The following is a 20,269-nucleotide window of genomic DNA, read 5'->3' on the forward strand; positions in this document are numbered from 1 at the left end:
AATGCACAGCCCGACCGTTGCCCAAAAAATTATCCAAATCAGTATTATGGAATGGAAGGAGATTTTGCCAAATATTTCTCTCCACCGCGCACATCTTGCTGCCAAAGGAAGGACCTTACATATAAGAACTTCTAGCGAGTGAGACCTTTTCTCGAAGAAGAAGAGAGAGGCGCAGGCTCAACTTGACAATACCTTTCTTTAAACTGGCAAACTAAAACAGAAAGTCGAACCCTTTCCTAGCTCACTTTCTACCCAAATCTTTCCTTTGTGAAGCTTAATAATCTCTGTAGAGAGATAAAGGCCAAGGCCAAAACCAGCAACCTTTCTGGTTTGTAAATTATCTACTCTAGAATATCTTTCAAACACCTTTTTATAATCTTTAGCTTTAATACCGGGGCCGTGATCTTTCACTTTAATAGTAACTGTTTTTTTTAAAACCTCTATCGAAAGTTCTACCTCGGTGCCCATTGGAGCATATTTTGCAGCATTGCTGATGAAATTGTTAACCACTTGTCCAATTTTGTCTCGATCTGCAGTTATGTTACAGCTGACATGAGGCAACAGATGTATCGGATGTTTCAACAAAATAATTTTGGCCTCTTCTATAATTTCGTTCAGCAGTTCATTTAACTCAAAGGTCTCTGCATTCAAATAAATTTTGCCGACCTCAAAGCTCGAAGTATTTAAAAAACCGTTGATTAACGTGTTCATCTTTTTGACCTGTATATGCACTTTTTCAACTGAATTAATCAGCAAAGGATCGCCAACGGTATTGATCTTTGAGCCAATAAGCTGAATGTAGCTTTGAATGGTAGTTAAAGGTGTCTTAAGTTCGTGACTGACCATTGCAATAAAATCATTTTTCCTAATCTCGTCCTCTTTATGGCCGGTAATATCATTAACCAATCCTGCAAAATAAACAGGCTTAGTTCCGCCATCGTACACTACATTACCAAGAGCCCTAACCCATCGCGGCTTATGGTCTGATGGTATATTAATCGGATATTCGATATCCATTTTTTCTCCCTTAGTAATGCTATTTTCTATGGAATTGGTAAATAGGAGCCGGTATTCTTCGCCTATTCTAGAAACAGCGGCCTCAAAAGACATCTCCTTCGCACCTCCAAATCCAAAAATCTCCTTTAGTCGTTGCGAAGGGCTAAATGCCCTTGTTGTTACGTCGATAGAATAGGTGCCCATTTCTGCTGCATCTACAGCCATGGCTAAGGTTCGATTGCTAACATCTAGTTTCCTCTGCACCTTTTTAAGTTCAGTAATATCGTTAAAGGTAATGATCGCGCCATTATTTTTCTGGTCAGACTGCCGCACGTAAGGCATGGTCATCACCTGATACCACTTACCGTTATTGGTCTCAATTTCTTTTGTGATAATATCTCCATCTTTTAACACCTGTTTAATGTCCTCAATAATGGTCTCGAACTTAATGTTTGTCGTAATGTTGCTTAACGGCCTCCCTATATCGCTTTCAAGCAAATTTATTTGCTTTACCGTGCCGGGAGAGAATTTCATTAACAGTAAATCGTTATTGATAAATAGTTGCCCATTGATGTTGCTCCTGAAATAATTATTTAGATCATCATTAATATCGAGCAACTCTTTATTTTTGAGCTGATATTCTGAATTTATTGTATCCAATTCCTCGTTAACTGACTGCATTTCCTCATTAGTACTTTGCATCTCTTCATTTGCAGAAATCATCTCTTCGTTAAAAGACTGCATGTTTTCATTAGAGGCATCGAGCTGCTCGTAGGTAGATTTTAGTTTTTCTTTAAGCTCCCTAACTTCTTCTTCCAAGTTGAGGGTATATTCATCATGGTATGCTTTTTCATTGAATTCAGCTCCCTGCTGAATTGAAATGGCAAGCGACTTATCCTCCATAAAAGTAACCATAACCAGCTTTTGTTCACCTCCCTTTACTGATATTGGGGCCAAAGAGAGATTAATTTGGATAAACGAGTTTTCCAGTTTTACCTTTATGTGATTAAGCGTAACCTTTTCTCCGGTTTTTATAACTTTGCTGGCCATAGTATGAAATACCATGGCAAGTTTCTTAGGCAAGAGTTCTTCAAGATTTGAGGTAAAGTGTTTTGCAAGCAGGAATTTGGCCGTATTCCCGTAAGATTTAATAACGTTTTTGTTTTCATCGATACAAAGCACAAGATAATCCATATCTTCTGCAAGCGTTGTCTGCATCGTTTCTAAAAGAGACCTATCGCCCCCATTGTTCATATTTTCGCTAAACGCAAAAGTTGGGCGAGGCTTTACTTCTAATGTATCGGGCATCGAAAAGGCATCAAAACTAAACATCCGCTTTGATTTGATATTCCTATAAATTTTATACTGGTTACTTACCACTTCTAGGTTTTGGATGATTGGCATTGGGTTTTCGCTCGATCCCAAAAAAAGATAACCATCCATTTTAAGCCCGAATAATAACATAGAAAAGACCTTTCGCTGCAATATAGGAGCCATATAGATTAGCAGATTTCGGCAACTGATAAAGTGCATGTTACAATACGGCGGGTTTTTGACTAAGTCATGTTGGGCAAAGATTGCCATTTTCCGAAGCGCTGGTTTTATGCGATACTGATCTCCATCTTGAGTAAAATATTTCTTGAGTCTTTCAGGGTTCATATTTTTTACGGTATCAGGCTGATATATTCCCTTACCTGCGTGCGCCAAAGCCGCGCTGTCTATGTCGGTCGCAAAGATTTTAACCACTGTAAAGGCAAAATCTCCCGTAAGTTGTTCATCAATGAGCATGGCCAGCGAGTAAACCTCTTCTCCCGTTGCACATCCTGCAACCCAGAGTTTAAGCTCCTCATTGGGTGCTAGTTTTTTTAAGATTTTTGGAAGTACATTATTTTGGATATAATCAAAGGCTTCTTTATCACGAAAGAATGCAGTTACGCTAATGAGAAAATCCTTAGAAAGCACTTCAATTTCCTCAGATGAACTTTTTAGAAAATCGTAATACTTGGCAAGTGACGTAAAATCATGGTGAGCAGCCCTACGTTTGGTCCTCCGCAGGATGGTGGTTGGTTTATAGCCCGAAAAATCAAGTGCTGATCGTTGTTTAATCAGTTCGACAATTAATCTAAGGTTTTTCTCATCATTCTTTATTTCGTATTTCGAACCCGTTTCGTAATTCACATAATCCTCAATGGCGCCAGGCATGGAGGCGGGTTCCAGAATAAAATCGACCATTCCGGTGGCAATGGCTTTTGATGGCATACTGGGAAAAGAAGAAGTTTCAGGATTTCGAGCCATAACCATTCCACCGGCTTTCTTTATGGCGCCTATTCCGTCCGCACCATCATTTCCCAATCCAGAAAGCACCACCGCAATAGATTTATCTCCAAAGTCTAGTGCAAGAGACTTAAAAAATGTATTGATAGTAAGGTGTGGAATCTTCGAGTTCCTCTTATCACCCAAGTGTAGTCTTCCCTGTCCGATGGTCATAAACTTATCGTGGGGAATGAGGTAAACCCTATTCGTTTCCACAAGTCCGCCTTCGGTTGCTACTTCTACCAAAAGTTTGCTATGCTTGGCAAGCACCTCTACCATCCTACTCTTAAAATCTGCTGACAGATGCTGCACAACAATATATGAAACTCCGTCAATCGGGGTATGATCGAAAAAAGAGTTAATTTCTTCGAGTCCGCCGGCAGATGCGCCAATGGCAATGATATATTCAGGTTGTTTCATTCCTATTAAAGTATAAAATGTTTTAAAAATATTTGTGTTGATGGGCAAAAGGCAACATGATGATGGGCTGATAAAAAAGTGGTGTTAAGACCAATATAGTATGTAGAAAGGTAGTCATTAATAAGCCTTAAATCGGCACTTTTATCATCTTGTCCTAATTATCTTTTGATGTTTGGAGTCTAGCTTTTTTGCGGTAGCGAAAGTTAGAGTAATACCTTTTGATGTTCAATCTAGAAACATCATACAGCAGTGTAAAGCATAGGATAGAGACTGGTACTAGAAATGCTTGGAAGCTGATGTATTTGAAAAGATAGGCACCTGACAACGCGCCTAGCATAAAGAACAAAATTATTGAGGAACGGAGTTTGATTCTCGAAAGCAAATCATCCTGCGCTGCCAAGTTGTGGATTCTTAATTGTGCAAGCTCAATACCCAAATCGGTAAAGGTGCCAGTAAGGTGAGTCGTTCTTACTACTGAGCCCGAAATTACTGAAACCAACGCATTCTGCATACCCATCGCAAACAGCAAAATTCCCGCAAAAAAAACTTTCGAAAGGCCAAAACCAATTCTTGTTGTAGAGAAAGCACAAAAAAGCAAAATTATTATTTCTAGAACAATGGGTAGTGCAAACGAAAAACGCCCATTGTGTCCCAGCTTGTTTACAATTAAGCTACTTGCAAAAGCACCTGCCAAAAAAAGGATCATCCAAATGGCTATTAACCTTGCCATGTTCCAGTCTTGCTTCGCAATACCCTCTGCAAAAAGCGCCGCATGGCCTGTTACATTTGTGGTAAGTGCAGCAAACCCGAGAAAACCAGCCGCATTTACAAAACCAGCAGTTAGGCTCAACAATACGGCAAGTTTTAGGTTGTGGCCGTAGGTTCTTTTAACTCCAAAATGTCTTAACACAATCTAACTTTTTTATTTTTTCCTAACGGGAGTTGTTATTATTTTCTCTTTCTCGTTCCTAAAACCGCAAATATTTAGAAAATAGACAATGGCGTTAAAAGTGCTCATCAAGCTGTGGCTTTTTTATTATCTTTCTATCTAATGCAAGCATTGGCGTGCTACCATACATAGCTCTTTCTAGGCTTTTGTCTTCAGCATAAATGTCTTTATAGATAACAACCTGACTATCATTCATCTCACAAGTAAGGTAAACCAATGTAATTGGGAAAGGAGTTTTTAACAAAAAATCCTTTTTTTGATATGCAGAAACAAGCTTATGCATCATTGGTATTTTTGCAGGCGTTCCATCCTGAGCCAATAGCAAACCCGCTAGTTTTTCTGTTTTATCAATACCAATACAGCCATTACTGATGGCACGTTGTGGCAAGAGCAATAATTTAGGTTGGGGTGTATCATGCAAATCAATATCGTTGGAGTTTGCGAAATAAAAAACAATTTTACCTAATGCATCATCAACGCCAGTTGATTGCCGTGCAGAATAATTATGTGGATGTGCTTTTATAAACAGTAATTTCTTCCTCGTAATCTCAACAAATCTTCCTTTAGCATCGTAAATAGCATAGTGGTTATTTTCTAAATAATTGGCATTGTTTATGGCCTTGGGCAATACCTGATTGACAAAGGTTTTCAAAGGCACTTTCAAATCTGGTGCGACTGTAAAATGAGTAATAGAACTTTCTACTATTGGTGTTGGAGAAGACGGTTTTCCTACAATAACCTTAAAAAGATAGGTCGAATCCTTAAGTTTCAGTTTTGCCGTATAAGCCGGAATATTGATGATTAGATTTGGAGTTTGGCTTGTTGATAACCACCTAAGGCGTTCCATGTTAATTGCCATTTTTCTTACACTTTCCTCCGGAAATTCGTAATTGTCTTCCATATACTGGCCACGTACCAAAAGCATATATGTTTGCAACTCATGGTATTCCTTTGAAAGCGGCTGAACTTTAATAATTTCTGTATAAAAATCCTTACCCTTTAATAGTTCTGTTAATTTGCTTACTGCATCGAGATCACCTGAACCGCCAGAGTCAGTTTTCGAAGGCGTTAAATTTGTGTTAAACTTTCCATAATGCAGTTGGTTGATAAAGGTAATAATGGCATCGGTTAGTAAAATGTCGAGACTTGCCCGCCTATTGTCTCCCAACACAAACGACTGCTCAGTTAGAACTTTTATCTGTTTATAGAGCAGTTCGGTAGGATGAAAATCTTGCTTATTAAGCCCAAACTGATATACGCCATCCAATAACATCATAGCCGGATCCAGCTGAATGCTGTGGTTGTCTTTTTCAACCCAAGCCAATTTATAAGATTGCAGCTTGTAAAAACGCTCCACAGATCTTGGATAATTGAGAAGATTTCGACACTCACTCAGCTGTGCTTTCGTTTGCTCCGCAATTAAAGCACTTGACCTTTCTCCGTCTTTGTTAAAGGCAGTTAGCGGATTCTGCGCCAGCGCATTAAACGAAGTATGAAGAAGTAAAAATATCATCAACATGATAAGTATCGGAATATATATTTTTGAATGGCAAGCAGATTTGGAAATGGTTTTCATCAGTTTATGTTTCTTAAATTGCTACAGGGTTTAAGAGAAAATAGTTTAGAAATATTTAGGATGGAAAGATCAGCAACGGCGCCGGTTTATAACGCGCGCAATTGTCCTTAAAATATTGCTTGATTATGGTGTTGAAGTGAAAATGCTGATTAACAAGAACCAATAAATCGGCCTTCATTTGGCCTACCATAACCTCAAGCGTATTTTCTTGATTGTTTTTATCAAGCATATTTAAGAGCAGGTATCTATAATTTATATTAGGACATACCGCTTCGTTAAAAATACTTTCGGCTTCTTCAAGTTCGATTTTTGGAAGACCACTTACCGAAGTGTGCGCAATTACAAGGCTAGCGTTCCATTTTTCGGCAAGCTCTGCGAGAAATCTTGCAGTCTGGATGCCACAGAAGCGTAGATCGGTCAATAGACCAATCGCTTAAATCCTTTTTCCTTCCAAGAAGAGGGAACCAATAAAAGCGGAACTTGGAGTTTATTAATTAAGGTGTTGATACACAGGTTTACATGTAGCAAGGCCTGTGGTAAAAACTCATTCATTCCCTTTACCACCATATAGATATCATTTCTTGCTGCCAGAAAAAAGATGCTTTCCGGGTCGTCGGCAAGTTCAATCTCCTGTATTTTCGGAAAAAACCCTGATTGAAGTTTTATTCTACAGCGAAGTTTTCTCATCAGTAGAGAATGTACTGGTTCTGCAATAATGTCGTCATACAAATCTTCGGACCATCCGTAATCCGGTTCATCCATTTTTAGAACCACCGTATTTGCCAGAATAATATTGGCTTGTATATGTTGCGCCAGTACAAGTGCAAACCAAGCAGCATGTTCAGCTTCAGGGCTCTGATCGTTGATGATGAGGATTGTTTTCATTTTTATTTTACTTAAACCAGTTGCTAACCATAAAGGTCGGCAACCGCTTAACTAAAGTAAATGACAGCCGTCACGACAGAGGTTGTTTATCATCATCAACCTCCAATGTGAAATTATTAAGTTTAAGGAAAAAACCAATAAAATGGTATCACCCAGAACCTCCCGAATGGTCGGAACAAGTAGTCGAAGGACAGCCATTTTGTTGGTTTTTGGCTATCTGAAAGGTTTTCGACGGGCTCAGACCGACAGTAATTTAGATTAACTTATGACTGTTACTTGTGTCATCAGATTTAACCTCAGTTAACCGTATCGTACATTTCGCGGTAATATTCTTTTACCATTCTTGCAGATTCAAAAGCAGGAATTACACCTTTCAATCCATTTTGTATCATCTCACTCCACTTAGCCGGATTGTGATAATAGGTTGGCAAAACCTTATTTTCGAGCAATGACATTAAGTTTGCGTTTTCTTCCCAATCGCGATCGTTTTCAGAAAGTTCATTTGATGCAGGTTTTATAATAAAACAGTTTTCATCATCTATTGCAAATTCTGGGATCCATCCGTCAGGAATTGAAAGATTTACCGAGCCGTTCATCGCTGCTGTCATTCCACTTGTACCAGAAGCCTCTCGGTACATTTTTGGGTTATTCAACCAAACATCCGATCCTTTTTTCAACATCGCAGATAAGCCAAGCTCGTAGCCAACAAGTACGGCACAGTTTCCAAGTGCTTTTGTTTTGCTAATAATTTCATTAAAAATATGGTTTGCGTACACATCCTCAGGATAAGGCTTGCCAGCCCATATTACCTGAATGGGCATTTCTGTCTGATTTACCAATTTTAAGAAACGATTCCAGTCGCGCATAAGTAGATCTGCCCGTTTGTATTCTGCAAAGCGCCTTGCCCAAACAATGGTAAGTACGTTTTGATGAAACAATTTCCCAGTTTGGTTGGCAACCTCCTCAAAAAGCAAAGATTTCATTTCCCGTTTTCTTGTTTGCAGGCCTATATCATCTTTACTTTCCAGCTTTTGTGAAAATATGGCGTCTTGCCAATATTTTTGGTTTTGGGCGTTTGTAATAGAAATGATTTCACAAATGCCATTATAGCCGCTCCACATTTTCCTGGCTACATCGCCGTGCAGTTTAGAGACACCATTTGCCTTACCAGAAAATTTTAACGCAGCCAGGGTATAGTTAAATCTATCGCCTTCTAGCCCCAGCACAAACTTTACCTCATGGTCTTGCATGTGGTAAAAGAAAGACATTTCTTTAAGTAACGAGAAATCATGTTCTTCATTACCAGCCTGTTCTGGGGTATGTGTAGTAAAGACCATCCGTTTTTTTATCTCTTCTAGATTATTGAATTTAGAATACAGATAGAAATTCAGCGGAACTGCATGGCCTTCGTTCATGTGATAGATGTCGGGCTGAATGTTCAGCTGGTCCAGAAGCATTCCGCCTCCAATGCCAAGAATAATTGATTGCGCAATTCTAGTGGTTTCGTTTGGATCGTACAAACGATGGGTTATGCTTCTGCTTACCTCGTCGTTTTCTTCAAGATTGGTACTCAAAAGATATAAGGGAGCAGAACCAAAAGTTTCTGGTTTTAGTAAATAAGCCTTTACTTTTACTGTCGCGCTGTGGACAGGAACAGAAAAAACAATCCCAGTATCTTCCAAAAACGAATAATCTTTCTCTATGAAAGTTGCCTTCATATTATTTTGTTCGTCTCGAACCTGATCGTAATAGCCATATTTCCAAAGTATGCCAATACCAATAAGGTTTTGCTTGAGTTCAAAAGCACTTCGAAGATGAGACCCAGCGAGAAAACCCAAGCCTCCGCTGTAAATTTTAAGAGATTGATCTATCGCAAACTCCATAGAAAAGTAAGCTACAGATTTATGAAATTCTGTATTTGGGGTGTATCCTAAAATGCTGGTCGTATTCATGTGGCAATAATAAAGATTAAATCTGGCTAAAACATTGCAAACCTCAATCCTATATTTTTAAAGATGAGGTTCTTTTCCTTACGAAAAATTTATATAGTTGTACGCAAATCAAGGGAAAAATACTAGCCATTAATGCTATAACCCAGGCGTTCAATGATATAAAATTAAGATTAAGTGCACTACGGCTCTGTGAGAAAACGTAAGCTGTTGCAAGGATAGAGAAGCACAACAGAAAAGCAATCCATACGAATTTATTTTTGGTAACCTCGTTAATAATCATCCCAGAATGTACCGAAGACATGTTAAAAACATGAAATAATTGGCACGCGGTAAGGGTAATAAAAGCTACATTATTAATCACAGCTGGTTCAGCACTCACATAATGTTTACAAATAAAAATTGCCATCAGTACAGACCCCGTCATCAGCACAGCATAAATTAAGATAGCCCGCCAATTACGATTAGAAATAATGTCTAATTTTGGGTCTCTTGGTGGTATTTGCATAACACTTTTATCTCCTTTGCCTAATCCCAAAGCAAGCGCAGGAAAAACGTCGGTTATAATGTTAAGGAATAAGATTTGCAAAGGAAATAGTATGGAACCCGGGGCTAAAAAACCTAGAAAAGTAATAATTATAATCTCACTAAGGTTGCAGGAAACCAGATAGATTACGAATCGCTGAATGTTCTGAAAAATTTCCCTTCCATGGGCCACGGCCTGAGAAATAGAGACGAAAGAATCATCTTTAAGCACAATACTTGCCGTTTCCTTTGCTACCTGAGTTCCCCGCAGCCCCATCGCAATACCAACATCTGCTTTTTTTAATGCTGGTGCGTCATTTACCCCATCTCCGGTCATTGCCACAATATAGCCTGCTTTTTGATAAACATCTACAATCTCTAGTTTTTGCTTAGGGGTTGTTCTGGCAAATACCGATGTGGATAGAATCTTGTCGCTCCACTCCTGCTTTAACGATTCCATATCGGGTAGTTCGCTTCCTGCAATTACCTTATTGTCTTCGGCTGAAGTTATCCCCACCTTTTTGGCAATATTTAATGCGGTCATCGGATGATCGCCGGTAATCATCACGATTTTTATACCTGCAGATCTGCAACTATTTATCGCCCCTTTTATGTCTGTTCTTGGCGGATCTAAAAAACCTACCATCCCAACGTAGATTAGTTTTTGAAGATAATCTTTACCAGGCATTTCAGCAGATTTAAGGTAGGCAAATGCCAACACTCTTAATCCTGATGCCGACAGCTCCTCTGCTTTGGCAAGGATTTCCTTTCTTTTATCATCACCCAGAACCGAAATATTACCATCAATTTGAACGGATTTGCATTTTACCAGTAGATTCTCTACAGAACCCTTAGCAGAAATAAGAAAACTGCCTTTGTCTTTGTGCAGCGTGCCCATAATTTTGGTTTCCGAGCTGAACGGGATTTCAGACATCCGTTTAAACTCACTCGCTGTCTTTTTAGCAGGAAATCCTGCAGCATCAGCAAAAAGCAAGAGTGAAATTTCAACAGGATCACCAGACGATTTTTTTCCCTTATCTGAAGAATCCAACGGCGCATCGTTGCAAAGTGTCCCGATCCTAACGAGCAATTCAAAATTCTCCTTACATGTTTCTATCAGGGGCTTCTTAAACTTAAGTGTTCCCTTTGTTATCGAAACATTAACCTCTTGATGCAGAAAAGACAACACTTCTACCGTTATCTTGTTCTCGGTAAGTGTGCCTGTTTTATCGGTCAAGATTACGTTTACACTCCCGAGCGTTTCTACCGAAGATAGCTTTTTTACAATCGCATTCTTTCTGGCCATTAGTAACATGCCGTAAGCCAATGCAACCGTGGCAACTATTGGAAGTCCTTCTGGAACAGCGGCCACCGCAAGTGCGATGGAAGTTTTTAAAATCTGCTCCCAAGGTCTGCCTTCAATTATGCCTGAAAGGGCAAAAAAACAAGTCATAACCAAGGTAATCCAAATTAAACTTTTAGTAAGCCGACCAATCTTTAAATCTAGTGGGGTCTTTGTAGATGCGGAGCTTCCTACCATTTCACTAATTTTTCCAAGCTCAGTCTGTTCTGCAATCCCAGTAATAATTACTTTGGCATTTCCATTCATTACTGCGGTTCCCTTGTACACCATATTTTCCGCGCGCGAGGATTCTATTTTTCCCTTTAAGACTTCGGTAGTTTTGAAAACTGGGAACGATTCGCCTGTAAGCGATGACTCATCAACCTGGAGTTCATTCGAACTAATTATTCTTCCGTCACCAGAGACAACATCGCCTGCTTCGAGCAACAGTAAATCGCCTGGCGTAAGTTGTTCCGAAGGAATTTCTACCGTTTTCCCCGCTCTAATTACCTTTGAATAGCTCACATCCATTTCTCGTAAAGCACGCATCGAACTTCTGGCCTGCAACTCCATAAAAAAGCCGATCACTGCATTAACGAGGATCACAATAAAAATCGCGATAGCCTCTATAAGATTTTTAAAATAAAGAGAAGCAAATGCAGCTAAAAAAAGAAGATAAACAATTGGGCTATTAAACTGATCAAAAGCAATGCGCCAAAGGCTTTTTTGTTTTTGGCTTTTATATACATTAAGTCCAAATTGCTTAGAACGTATTGAAGCTTCTGCGCCGCTAATGCCATCTTTCTCTGCTGTAGATAACGCCTTTACCAGACTTTCAATTGTTTTGGAATAAGGTGCTTTAATCGGATACTCAATCTTCATGTTTCAGCTTTTAAAAAATTTGTATGCTTTGAGGGTTGATTTATTTAACTCCACACACATTTTTTTATGCGCACAGAAAGATATACTTGTGTCAATAAAGTTTTTCTCCATATTCATCTACGGATAAGTAACATTAAAAGAAAATGAACATTCCAATAACAAAGGTAGTTTTTGGGCAATTCGTTGCAAATGACTGTGAACCACAGAAATCTTGATGGTCATCACACACTATCAGATAATTTTATCTACATTGCTCGAATTGGGGATGTTTGCAATTTTGCTTATCTAGTAGATAAGGACGCAAAACAAAACAAATCCCATTGCCAATCGTCCATCTTAAGCAGATTATTACTAATCTGTAAATCAATAATTTATGGAAAAAGCTGCATTACTCGAAGCAATTATTGAGAATGCTATAGACGGTCTGATTACCATGGACGAGCGTGGTATTATCGAAACCATAAACCCTTCTGCATGCAAGCTTTTTCATTATTCGGCAGATGAGATAATTGGCCAAAATATATCCACGCTAATGCCGCAACCAGACCGAGCATTCTTTGAAAGTTATCTGTTTCATCATAGAAAAGATGGATATCTCAATGGCTTTGGAATGCCTAGAGAATTGGTTGGAATAGCAAAAAATGGACGTCAATTTCCTCTTAGGCTTGGTTTTAGCCAAGTGAAGTATTCTGGCAGAATTATTTATGCTGGTTTTATCCATGATTTAACAAGAGAGAAAGACGCTGAGGGTAAATTACAGGATCATACTGCGCTATTTGAAGAACAAATAGAAGAAAGGACGCGATCCCTCCGAACAAATGTTTCTACGCTACAGAAAAGTCAAGACGAATTAAATCTTTCTTTGGATAAGGAGAAAGAACTTCACCAGCTGAAGAGCAGATTTGTATCTATTGCCTCGCATGAGTTTCGCACGCCTTTGAGCATGGTGCAGCTTTCAGCGTCGCTAATAGACAGCTACAGCGAAACAATGGATCGTATAAATATTAAAAAGCACGTTGTAAAGATTAAAGAAGCAGTACTTAACATTACCGCAATCCTTAATGACTTTCTCTCGCTTGAGAAGCTGGATTTAGGAATGGTTAAGCCAGATATTAGCACGTTTAACCTATATGAAATGGCTAGCGAACTTGCACAGGAAATGCAAATTGCACTGAAGGGAAACCAAAAGATTATTTTTAAGCACAGGGGATCTGATAAGATGGTTAATCTCGATCAGAACCTACTTAAAAACTGTATTGTAATTTTGATTGACAATGCCATTAAATATTCTGGTTCAGATAGTCAAATCTATTTCTACACCAAAGTAAATGAAAAAAACTGCACCATACGGATTTGCGATAACGGCATGGGGATTCCAGAAAGCGATCATAAGCACCTTTTCCAAGCATTTTTTAGAGCGCACAATACCGGAAAAATCTCAGGAAACGGACTGGGTTTGAGTATCCTCTCCAGATATACAGGTCTTATGAACGGTACGGTAAATTTTAGTAGCAAAATCAACAAAGGCACATTGTTTACACTTACATTTCCACTCAACAAAAACCATGAGCAAAAAAATACTGATTATTGAAGACAATGATGACCTACGTGCAAACGTGGCCGAAATTTTAAAAATGGCTGTTTACACCGTATTTGAAGCAGAAAATGGCAAGGAAGGCGTAACTATGGCATTGGAGCATTTACCAGATATTATTCTTTGCGATATTATGATGCCAGAACTTGATGGCTATGGTGTACTTTATATGCTGGGTAAACACCTAGAAACTTCCAGCATCCCTTTTATATTTTTAACGGCTAAGGCAGAACATGCAGATTTGAGAAAGGGAATGGAACTTGGCGCAGACGATTATTTGATTAAGCCATTTGACGGAATTGAACTGCTCAACGCGATAGATATTAGACTGAAGAAAAAAGCGGCCGCCGAAAATTCGCAGAAAAATAGTTCGAACGAACTTAATGTTCTCGTAGCAAAAACGGATGGCCTGGCCCAACTAAACAAAATTATTGGGGATAGAAAGAACCGAAAGTTTAAGAAGAACCAGGTTATTTACTACGAGGACGATTATGGAAAAGGTCTTTACATGATCACCCAAGGTAAAGTCAAAACCATTAAGTTAACGCAAGATGGCAGAGAACTGATGACAGGTATGTATGCTGAAGGCGATTACATAGGTATAAATGCAGTATTAAGCGGCAGTCCTTATGCAGATACCGCGACCGCGATAGAGGATAGCCTACTCTGCCTAATCCCAACCGAGGAAATGGAAACCCTGTTGCATCTCTACCCAGATGTGGCCAGAAAATTTATTCAACTGCTTTCTAAAGACAATCGAGAAAAAGAAGACCAGCTTCTGCAACTTGCCTACCATTCCGTGAGAAAAAAAATGGCGGGAACGATTGTAAAATTGTATAACAAAAACGAAAAAAATGCTGTTTTTTTTGTTTCCAGAGAAGATCTTTCAGCTATGGCTTGTATGGCCAATGAGACCGTTAGCCGAACGCTCTCTGACTTTAAGGATGAGAAACTTATAGACCGGACCGGCACTAAGATTACAGTACTTAATTTTGAAGGACTTTCTAAAATGAAAAATTAGAAACTGAGCTTAACGCTTTTATTTAGAAAGATATCCCCCGTCAATTGGGTAGTAGCTGCCTGTTGCAAAAGAAGACTTTTCACTTCCGAGCCATAAAATCAGCTCCGCAACTTCTTCGCTTTTGCCAAGCCTGCCAATGGGATGCATGGCAATAAGCTGAGATTTCATTTCTGGGCTAAGTGCATCCAGCAACGGGGTGTCTATAAACCCTGGACCAACGGCATTTATACGGATATTTTTAGCCGAATACTCCAATGCCGCCGTCTGCGTAAGTCCGACAATTCCATGTTTTGCGGCGCTGTATGCCGCAGAACCAGCAAAGCCCACGGCACCAAGTATAGATGTAATGTTAACTATGCTACCGCCACCGTTTTTAAGCATGGCAGAGATTTGATATTTTAATCCGTAGAACAAACTGTTTAAGTTTACGGAGATTACTTTCTGCCAACCCTCAACGCTCATGTCCGCTATTGGACTTTGTTCCCCTCCTATCCCGGCGTTGTTCACCGCTATATCAAGCCTTCCATAAGTATCAACAGCAAACTTAACCAAAGCTTCCATTTCCTCGGGTATGGATACATCGGTCTTAAAAAAAGAAGCAATGCCGTCTGCAGCACGGATTTCCTCCACCAATTTATTGCCGTTTAGGGTGTCGATATCAGAAACCACCACATTGGCACCTTCAATAGCGAACAACCGAACTGCTGCTGCACCTATCCCAGAAGCGCCACCTGTAATTATAACTGTTTTATCTTTCATTTTCTTGATTTTATTTGCGGTAAATGTAGGACAATTAGCAAACAGGTGCTATGACCGAGGTCATTCTAACGCGTGACTGAAAACATGCTTGAAACCATGTTCACGAGCACTAGGACTTATAGTTGAGCATATATTATTCTCTATTGGTGAGCAGGTAGATCGTTGATTACCAATAATCAAACACCCCGGTCTTCGACCACCCCTTTAAAAGAGGGGAATTTCCCCTCATGTTTTTTTACATATCTGTAAAATTAAACCTCTTAAAAGTGTGAATGATGCAACATACCTCGACAATTAGGTAAGACTTCCAAACAAGAAATGATGAGATTGCTAACGCGACATCATCCGCATAACGCAGGTGTTTCTTTGAAAAGATTAGCGCATTTAGTTTGTTGTTATATTTTGTTATTATGAATCCTTTTAAACTGCAGCGGCTGGGTATTATTATGGAACCAGAACCTGGAAATGACCTGGAAACAGAGGGCGTTCTTAATCCCGCGGCGGTACGTGGGCCTGATGGGAACCTATACCTTTTCCCAAGATTGGTTGCCAAGGGGAATTACTCACGTATCGGCATTGCCAAGGTACTTTTCAGTCCAGATGGTGATCCCGTTGGGGTTGAACGCATCGGCATTGCCCTTGAACCTGAGGCCGATTATGAAAAAAGACCAAACGGCGGCGGCGGTTGCGAAGATCCAAGAATTACATTCGTTAAGCCTTTAAATAGCTATATAATGACTTATACCGCATTTTCTAGTTTCGGCCCTCGAATAGCTATGGCAGTATCTGCAGACCTTTTACACTGGCAAAGACTTGGTTTAGCCAAGTTTGCGAAGTATAAAGACATTGAATTTAATGGCGTTAACAATAAAGATGCGTGCATTTTTCCATCGGCACTAATTAGTCCTCATGGCCACAATTCTATCGTGATGCTCCATAGGCCGTTGTTTCCTGGTACGCTTCCAGAGCAAATTGTAAAGGCTCCAGATAATAGGAGAGTTAGAGATCACCACGAGTGTATCTGGATATCTTATAGCCATATTAATGATGAACCCTATCACAGCAGCCCACTGCCAATGTTTGTTTCTAATAGTCCGCTGGCACTTCCAGAATTTCCTTGGGAAAAGCTTAAAATCGGTGCGGGCGCACCACCAGTAATGAGCAAATATGGCTGGTTATTGGTCTACCATGGCGTTATGCAGGGCTGTTTAACACCAGATCTTAATGATGAACTGGCTTATTCGGCAGGTGTGATGATTCTCGACAGCGAGCATCCACACAAAATCCTTTACCGTTCTCCGGACCCCATACTCTCCCCAGAAATTCCTGAAGAGCGCATTGGCACAATTGGAGATGTGGTTTTCCCAACAGGTATTGATCAACGTAACGACATTGGCCGTCCGGATCGCTATGATATTTATTACGGTATGGCAGATAATCGAATCGGCGTGGCCAGACTGGATTTGCCAGCAAGCCTACCGATGGAGAACAGCAGCCAATAAGTGTGAATCATATAAGACATACAAAAAATTCCATAACGATTTCTAATGCCAAAACAAGCAGTTTTGTACTGGCACAACACCGTTAAAATTCAAATTCGCTTAATTATCAAAAATTAAATTTATCCTACAGAAAGCCTGTATTTTTAGCTTTACTACCCTTAACTAAATTAACCCTATATGTCTATAATTTCAGTTACGCGTGATTTTTTGGATCAAACGGGGCAAATCTCAAGGTTTACAGGTCGTTTTTTCTCACACGGACTTAAGCCTAAGTTTGAAGTGAAGGAACTTTTGGCGCAATGCTATCTTATTGGTTACAATTCTTTACCTCTGGTGGCGCTGACGGGATTTATTATGGGCCTAGTGCTCACCATGCAACTCCGCCCGTCTTTAGTAACTTATGGCGTACAGTCTGAGCTCCCCGTTATGGTGGGTATAGCAATAGTTAGAGAAATAGGACCTGTAATCACCGCACTGATTTTTGCTGGGAAAATAGCCAGCAGTATAGGGGCAGAATTAGGCTCAATGAAAGTAACAGAACAGATAGATTCTATGGAGGTAAGCGGCACAAACCCGTTCAAATATCTTGTTGCTACTCGTGTAATTGCCTGTAGCCTGATGCTACCCTTATTAACTATCATTGGGGATGCTGTTTCCCTGTTCGGTGCTTATATCGGCGTAAACATCAAATCGGTTACCAATATCCAATTCTTTTTTGTCCAAGTATTTGAGAGTCTTAGCTATAGTGATATTATACCGGCAGTAATCAAAACCATATTTTTTGGTTTTGCGGTTGGCTTGATTGGGTGCTACAAAGGATTCAATTCTACCAAGGGCACGCAAGGAGTTGGCAGATCAGCAAATTCTGCTGTTGTATTGTCTTCGGTTTTAATCTTTGTGATCGATTTGCTCAGCGTTCAGGTTACAAACTTACTGGGTTTAAACTAAGAAGCATGGGAAAAACCATTAAAACAGACATAGTAAACGACAAAGCATATACAATAAACGATTCGGTAATCGTGATCGAAGGCCTTTCTAAAAAATTTGGCAAAAACATCGTGTTACAAGATTTTTCTTTAACTGTAAAAAGGGAGGAAAATGTGGTAGTCCTTGGAAAATCTGGGGCAGGAAAATCAGTGCTGATCAAATGCATTATTGGGCTTTTAAAACCAGACAAAGGGAAAATACTCGTTTTTGGAGAAGACATTGCGAATATGGACGAAGATGGTCTTATGAAGGCGAGAGCAAAGATTGGTTTTCTCTTTCAGGCTAATGCCATTTATGATTCGATGACGGTAAAAGAAAACCTAGAATTCCCATTGCGTAGGCACTGGTTAAATTTAGAAGAAGCAGAAGTTTTAAAAATGGTAAAGGAGGCACTTGATAACGTCGGGCTTGCTCATACAATGGATATGATGCCAGCCGAACTTTCGGGTGGAATGCTTAAACGTATTGCCCTGGCTAGAACATTGATTTTAAAGCCAGAAATTATCCTCTATGATGAACCTACTACTGGACTTGACCCTATTACGGCAAGGGAAATTGACCAATTAATACTTACCCTACAGAAAAAATTCAAAACTTCTTCCATCATTATCTCTCATGATATGAACTGTGTTAAAACTATTGCCGACAGAGTGGTTTTACTGCTAGACGGCCGATGTTATGCGGACGATACCTATAAACAGCTTGAAAATTCAAGTGATCCGAAAATCAATCAATTTTTTCAATAATCATTATGGCAAAGACAGGGGGAAATAACATCAAACTAGGCCTATTTGTAATGGCAGGACTGCTACTACTAATTGCATCATTCTATATGATTGGAAAAAGTAGCAATCTATTTGGAAAAGACTTTGAAATTAAGGCGCGCTTTAACAATCTAAGCGGACTAATGGTGGGCAACAACGTGCTTTTTTCGGGTCTTCAAGCGGGCACAGTAAAAAAAATAGATATGATTGGCGACACAGTTATAGAGGTAACGATGCAAATCAATAGCAAGGTGCGCCCTTACATCAGCAAAAATGCGCAGGCTGCGATCGGAACCGAAGGATTAATGGGCAATAAGGTTATAAATATTGAACCTGCAAAACAGCCTGGAAAAAAGGTATCAGAAGGAGATATGCTACCGGCGCAAAAACTGGTTAGCACAGACGAGATGCTAAAGACGCTCTCGAAAACCAACGATGATGTTGCCGCAATTGCCAATGCTTTAAAGCAGACGGTTCTTCGGCTAGACACCAGCGAAATATTCAATCTGATGAATGACCCTCAAATTGGACTAAGTGTAAAATCCTCACTTAATGAACTTAATATGGCAACTAAAAACGCAAACCAAATGAGTTATAGCCTTAATACCCTCGTTGGCCAGATTAGAAGGGGCAAAGGAGCTGCAGGAGTGCTATTGACAGATACGCTACTCGCATCAAACCTAAAACATGCAGTAGCAGATTTTAGCGCAACTGGAAGCAATGCAAAAAATATTACCAGCAAATTAGGCACAACGGTAAATGGCATTGATTACCAGTTGAATAATGGCAAAGGCCCTTTGCATGCACTGCTCCGAGACTCCTCCATCACAAAAAAACTCGGTTCTAGTTTAGAAAACCTTCAAAACGGGACAAAAGGATTTAGTGACATTATGGATGCCACCAAACACAGTTTTCTGTTTCGGGGATATTTTAGAAGGCAGGATAAACTGAAAAAGAACAATGAGAAAGAATAACGATAGAGCGAACTTCATCTAAAATAAAAAATCATGGAACACAACATCACAAGTTTACTTGGATTTAAAATGGGCGCCAGAGATGGTGAAATAGGCCATGTAAGAGATTTTTACTTCGAGGATACCACTTGGGATATCCGATATCTAATTGTAGAAACTGGAAATTGGTTTAACGAAAAAAAGATACTGATTGCCCCGCAGGCACTTCTTAAGCCTGACTGGAAAAATAAGATTTTTCCAGTGGACTTAGCAATAGATCAGGTAAAGAATAGTCCGGATATAGAAACTGAGAAACCAATATCTATGCAACAGGAAATTGAGTTGTATGGACATTATGCTTGGCAGCGCTATGGCGGAAGCGGTTTTTATGCTGGAGCATCTAGTGGAGTATTTGACCAACCGATGGTTATTGATGAGCGAATACAGAAGCAAAACGAAGATAAAAAGAATAACGACCTGCATCTACGTAGCACAAAGCTCGTTACCGGCTACCGCATTAAAGCTACCGATGGAGGCATTGGCCACATTTGTGATTTTTTGATAAACGATGTGAGTTGGAAGATTGAATCTATTATTATTGATACCCATAATTTACTTGGGGTAAAGAAAGTATTGATGAAAGTGGGTCATGTAATAGGAATTGGTTGGGAAGATGAAACCGTTACGGTAGATATAAGTATTGAAGTGATTAAGACCTTGATGACAGTTGATGCCTAACAAAAATTTAGGCCGGTTAAACGCAGCAAATAAGAGCGTGTGAATAAATTTAACTTTTGCTTGCTATTTCTTTAGGACAGAAAGCCAAACTGAATACCAAGAACAGTAACTTCA

The 20,269-nt window shown here is 39.6% G+C and carries 15 protein-coding genes; 7 read left to right on the plus strand and 8 right to left on the minus strand.

From position 1 onward, the window contains the following. Window positions 1-198: 198 nt before the first annotated feature. The 7 genes from ABIB40_RS09375 to ABIB40_RS09405 all read right to left on the minus strand — a co-directional run bounded on the left by ABIB40_RS09375 (window position 199) and on the right by ABIB40_RS09405 (window position 11,837). The gene (locus ABIB40_RS09375) at window positions 199-3,729 is read right to left on the minus strand and encodes a chemotaxis protein CheB (RefSeq protein ID WP_354358324.1); all 3,531 of its coding nucleotides are present in this window, start codon (window positions 3,727-3,729) and stop codon (window positions 199-201) included. Between the two features lie 154 nt (window positions 3,730-3,883). Further along, window positions 3,884-4,639 carry a YoaK family protein gene (locus ABIB40_RS09380; protein ID WP_354358326.1) on the minus strand — a complete coding sequence of 252 codons (756 nt, stop codon included), beginning with the start codon at window positions 4,637-4,639 and terminating at the stop codon, window positions 3,884-3,886. 94 nt (window positions 4,640-4,733) lie between these two features. Next, window positions 4,734-6,254 (minus strand): L,D-transpeptidase scaffold domain-containing protein, encoded by a 1,521-nt coding sequence (locus ABIB40_RS09385; RefSeq protein ID WP_354358328.1) that lies wholly within the window; start codon window positions 6,252-6,254, stop codon window positions 4,734-4,736. Window positions 6,255-6,309: 55 nt separating this feature from the next. Then, complete coding sequence (locus tag ABIB40_RS09390; RefSeq protein ID WP_354358330.1) at window positions 6,310-6,675, minus strand: hypothetical protein; 366 nt, start codon at window positions 6,673-6,675, stop codon at window positions 6,310-6,312. Next, window positions 6,672-7,139 (minus strand): adenine nucleotide alpha hydrolase family protein, encoded by a 468-nt coding sequence (locus tag ABIB40_RS09395; RefSeq protein ID WP_354358332.1) that lies wholly within the window; start codon window positions 7,137-7,139, stop codon window positions 6,672-6,674. The genes ABIB40_RS09390 and ABIB40_RS09395 overlap by 4 nt, the downstream gene beginning before the upstream one ends. 296 nt (window positions 7,140-7,435) lie before the next feature. Further along, complete coding sequence (glgP, locus tag ABIB40_RS09400) at window positions 7,436-9,091, minus strand: alpha-glucan family phosphorylase (protein WP_354358334.1); 1,656 nt, start codon at window positions 9,089-9,091, stop codon at window positions 7,436-7,438. 49 nt (window positions 9,092-9,140) lie between these two features. Continuing rightward, window positions 9,141-11,837 (minus strand): cation-translocating P-type ATPase, encoded by a 2,697-nt coding sequence (locus tag ABIB40_RS09405; protein WP_354358336.1) that lies wholly within the window; start codon window positions 11,835-11,837, stop codon window positions 9,141-9,143. A 373-nt stretch (window positions 11,838-12,210) separates the two neighbouring features. Between ABIB40_RS09405 and ABIB40_RS09410 the strand changes: the two genes are divergently transcribed. Both ABIB40_RS09410 and ABIB40_RS09415 read left to right on the plus strand, forming a co-directional pair. After that, the gene (locus ABIB40_RS09410; protein ID WP_354358338.1) at window positions 12,211-13,428 is read left to right on the plus strand and encodes a PAS domain-containing sensor histidine kinase; all 1,218 of its coding nucleotides are present in this window, start codon (window positions 12,211-12,213) and stop codon (window positions 13,426-13,428) included. Further along, window positions 13,403-14,452 carry a response regulator gene (locus ABIB40_RS09415; RefSeq protein ID WP_354358340.1) on the plus strand — a complete coding sequence of 350 codons (1,050 nt, stop codon included), beginning with the start codon at window positions 13,403-13,405 and terminating at the stop codon, window positions 14,450-14,452. Before ABIB40_RS09410 ends, ABIB40_RS09415 begins: the two co-directional genes overlap by 26 nt. A gap of 18 nt (window positions 14,453-14,470) precedes the next feature. Here ABIB40_RS09415 and ABIB40_RS09420 read toward each other — a convergent pair whose 3' ends face one another. Next, window positions 14,471-15,211 (minus strand): SDR family NAD(P)-dependent oxidoreductase, encoded by a 741-nt coding sequence (locus tag ABIB40_RS09420; protein ID WP_354358342.1) that lies wholly within the window; start codon window positions 15,209-15,211, stop codon window positions 14,471-14,473. Between the two features lie 410 nt (window positions 15,212-15,621). Between ABIB40_RS09420 and ABIB40_RS09425 the strand changes: the two genes are divergently transcribed. The 5 genes from ABIB40_RS09425 to ABIB40_RS09445 all read left to right on the plus strand — a co-directional run bounded on the left by ABIB40_RS09425 (window position 15,622) and on the right by ABIB40_RS09445 (window position 20,155). Further along, a complete protein-coding gene (locus ABIB40_RS09425) occupies window positions 15,622-16,713 on the plus strand; it encodes a glycoside hydrolase family 130 protein (RefSeq protein WP_354358344.1) in 1,092 nt (363 codons plus the stop codon). A 177-nt stretch (window positions 16,714-16,890) separates the two neighbouring features. Next, entirely contained in the window at window positions 16,891-17,661 is a 771-nt protein-coding gene (locus ABIB40_RS09430; RefSeq protein WP_354358346.1) for an MlaE family ABC transporter permease, read from the plus strand. Between the two features lie 5 nt (window positions 17,662-17,666). Beyond that, window positions 17,667-18,446, plus strand: a complete 780-nt coding sequence (locus ABIB40_RS09435; RefSeq protein WP_354358348.1) for an ABC transporter ATP-binding protein — start codon at window positions 17,667-17,669, stop codon at window positions 18,444-18,446. A gap of 5 nt (window positions 18,447-18,451) precedes the next feature. Continuing rightward, complete coding sequence (locus tag ABIB40_RS09440; protein ID WP_354358350.1) at window positions 18,452-19,438, plus strand: MlaD family protein; 987 nt, start codon at window positions 18,452-18,454, stop codon at window positions 19,436-19,438. 33 nt (window positions 19,439-19,471) lie between these two features. After that, window positions 19,472-20,155, plus strand: a complete 684-nt coding sequence (locus ABIB40_RS09445; protein WP_354358352.1) for a PRC-barrel domain-containing protein — start codon at window positions 19,472-19,474, stop codon at window positions 20,153-20,155. The last annotated feature ends 114 nt before the right edge of the window (window positions 20,156-20,269 follow it).

The organism is Pedobacter sp. UYP30 (assembly GCF_040547165.1).
Lineage (GTDB): Bacteria > Bacteroidota > Bacteroidia > Sphingobacteriales > Sphingobacteriaceae > Pedobacter.

Coding starts and splice junctions, on each gene's coding strand:
- ABIB40_RS09375 (WP_354358324.1), bottom strand. CDS start 3,729: ATGAAACAACCTGAATATATCATTGCCATTGGCGCATCTGCCGGCGGA.
- ABIB40_RS09385 (WP_354358328.1), bottom strand. CDS start 6,254: ATGAAAACCATTTCCAAATCTGCTTGCCATTCAAAAATATATATTCCG.
- ABIB40_RS09395 (WP_354358332.1), bottom strand. CDS start 7,139: ATGAAAACAATCCTCATCATCAACGATCAGAGCCCTGAAGCTGAACAT.
- glgP (WP_354358334.1), bottom strand. CDS start 9,091: ATGAATACGACCAGCATTTTAGGATACACCCCAAATACAGAATTTCAT.
- ABIB40_RS09405 (WP_354358336.1), bottom strand. CDS start 11,837: ATGAAGATTGAGTATCCGATTAAAGCACCTTATTCCAAAACAATTGAA.
- ABIB40_RS09410 (WP_354358338.1), top strand. CDS start 12,211: ATGGAAAAAGCTGCATTACTCGAAGCAATTATTGAGAATGCTATAGAC.
- ABIB40_RS09415 (WP_354358340.1), top strand. CDS start 13,403: ATGAGCAAAAAAATACTGATTATTGAAGACAATGATGACCTACGTGCA.
- ABIB40_RS09420 (WP_354358342.1), bottom strand. CDS start 15,211: ATGAAAGATAAAACAGTTATAATTACAGGTGGCGCTTCTGGGATAGGT.
- ABIB40_RS09425 (WP_354358344.1), top strand. CDS start 15,622: ATGAATCCTTTTAAACTGCAGCGGCTGGGTATTATTATGGAACCAGAA.
- ABIB40_RS09430 (WP_354358346.1), top strand. CDS start 16,891: ATGTCTATAATTTCAGTTACGCGTGATTTTTTGGATCAAACGGGGCAA.
- ABIB40_RS09435 (WP_354358348.1), top strand. CDS start 17,667: ATGGGAAAAACCATTAAAACAGACATAGTAAACGACAAAGCATATACA.
- ABIB40_RS09440 (WP_354358350.1), top strand. CDS start 18,452: ATGGCAAAGACAGGGGGAAATAACATCAAACTAGGCCTATTTGTAATG.
- ABIB40_RS09445 (WP_354358352.1), top strand. CDS start 19,472: ATGGAACACAACATCACAAGTTTACTTGGATTTAAAATGGGCGCCAGA.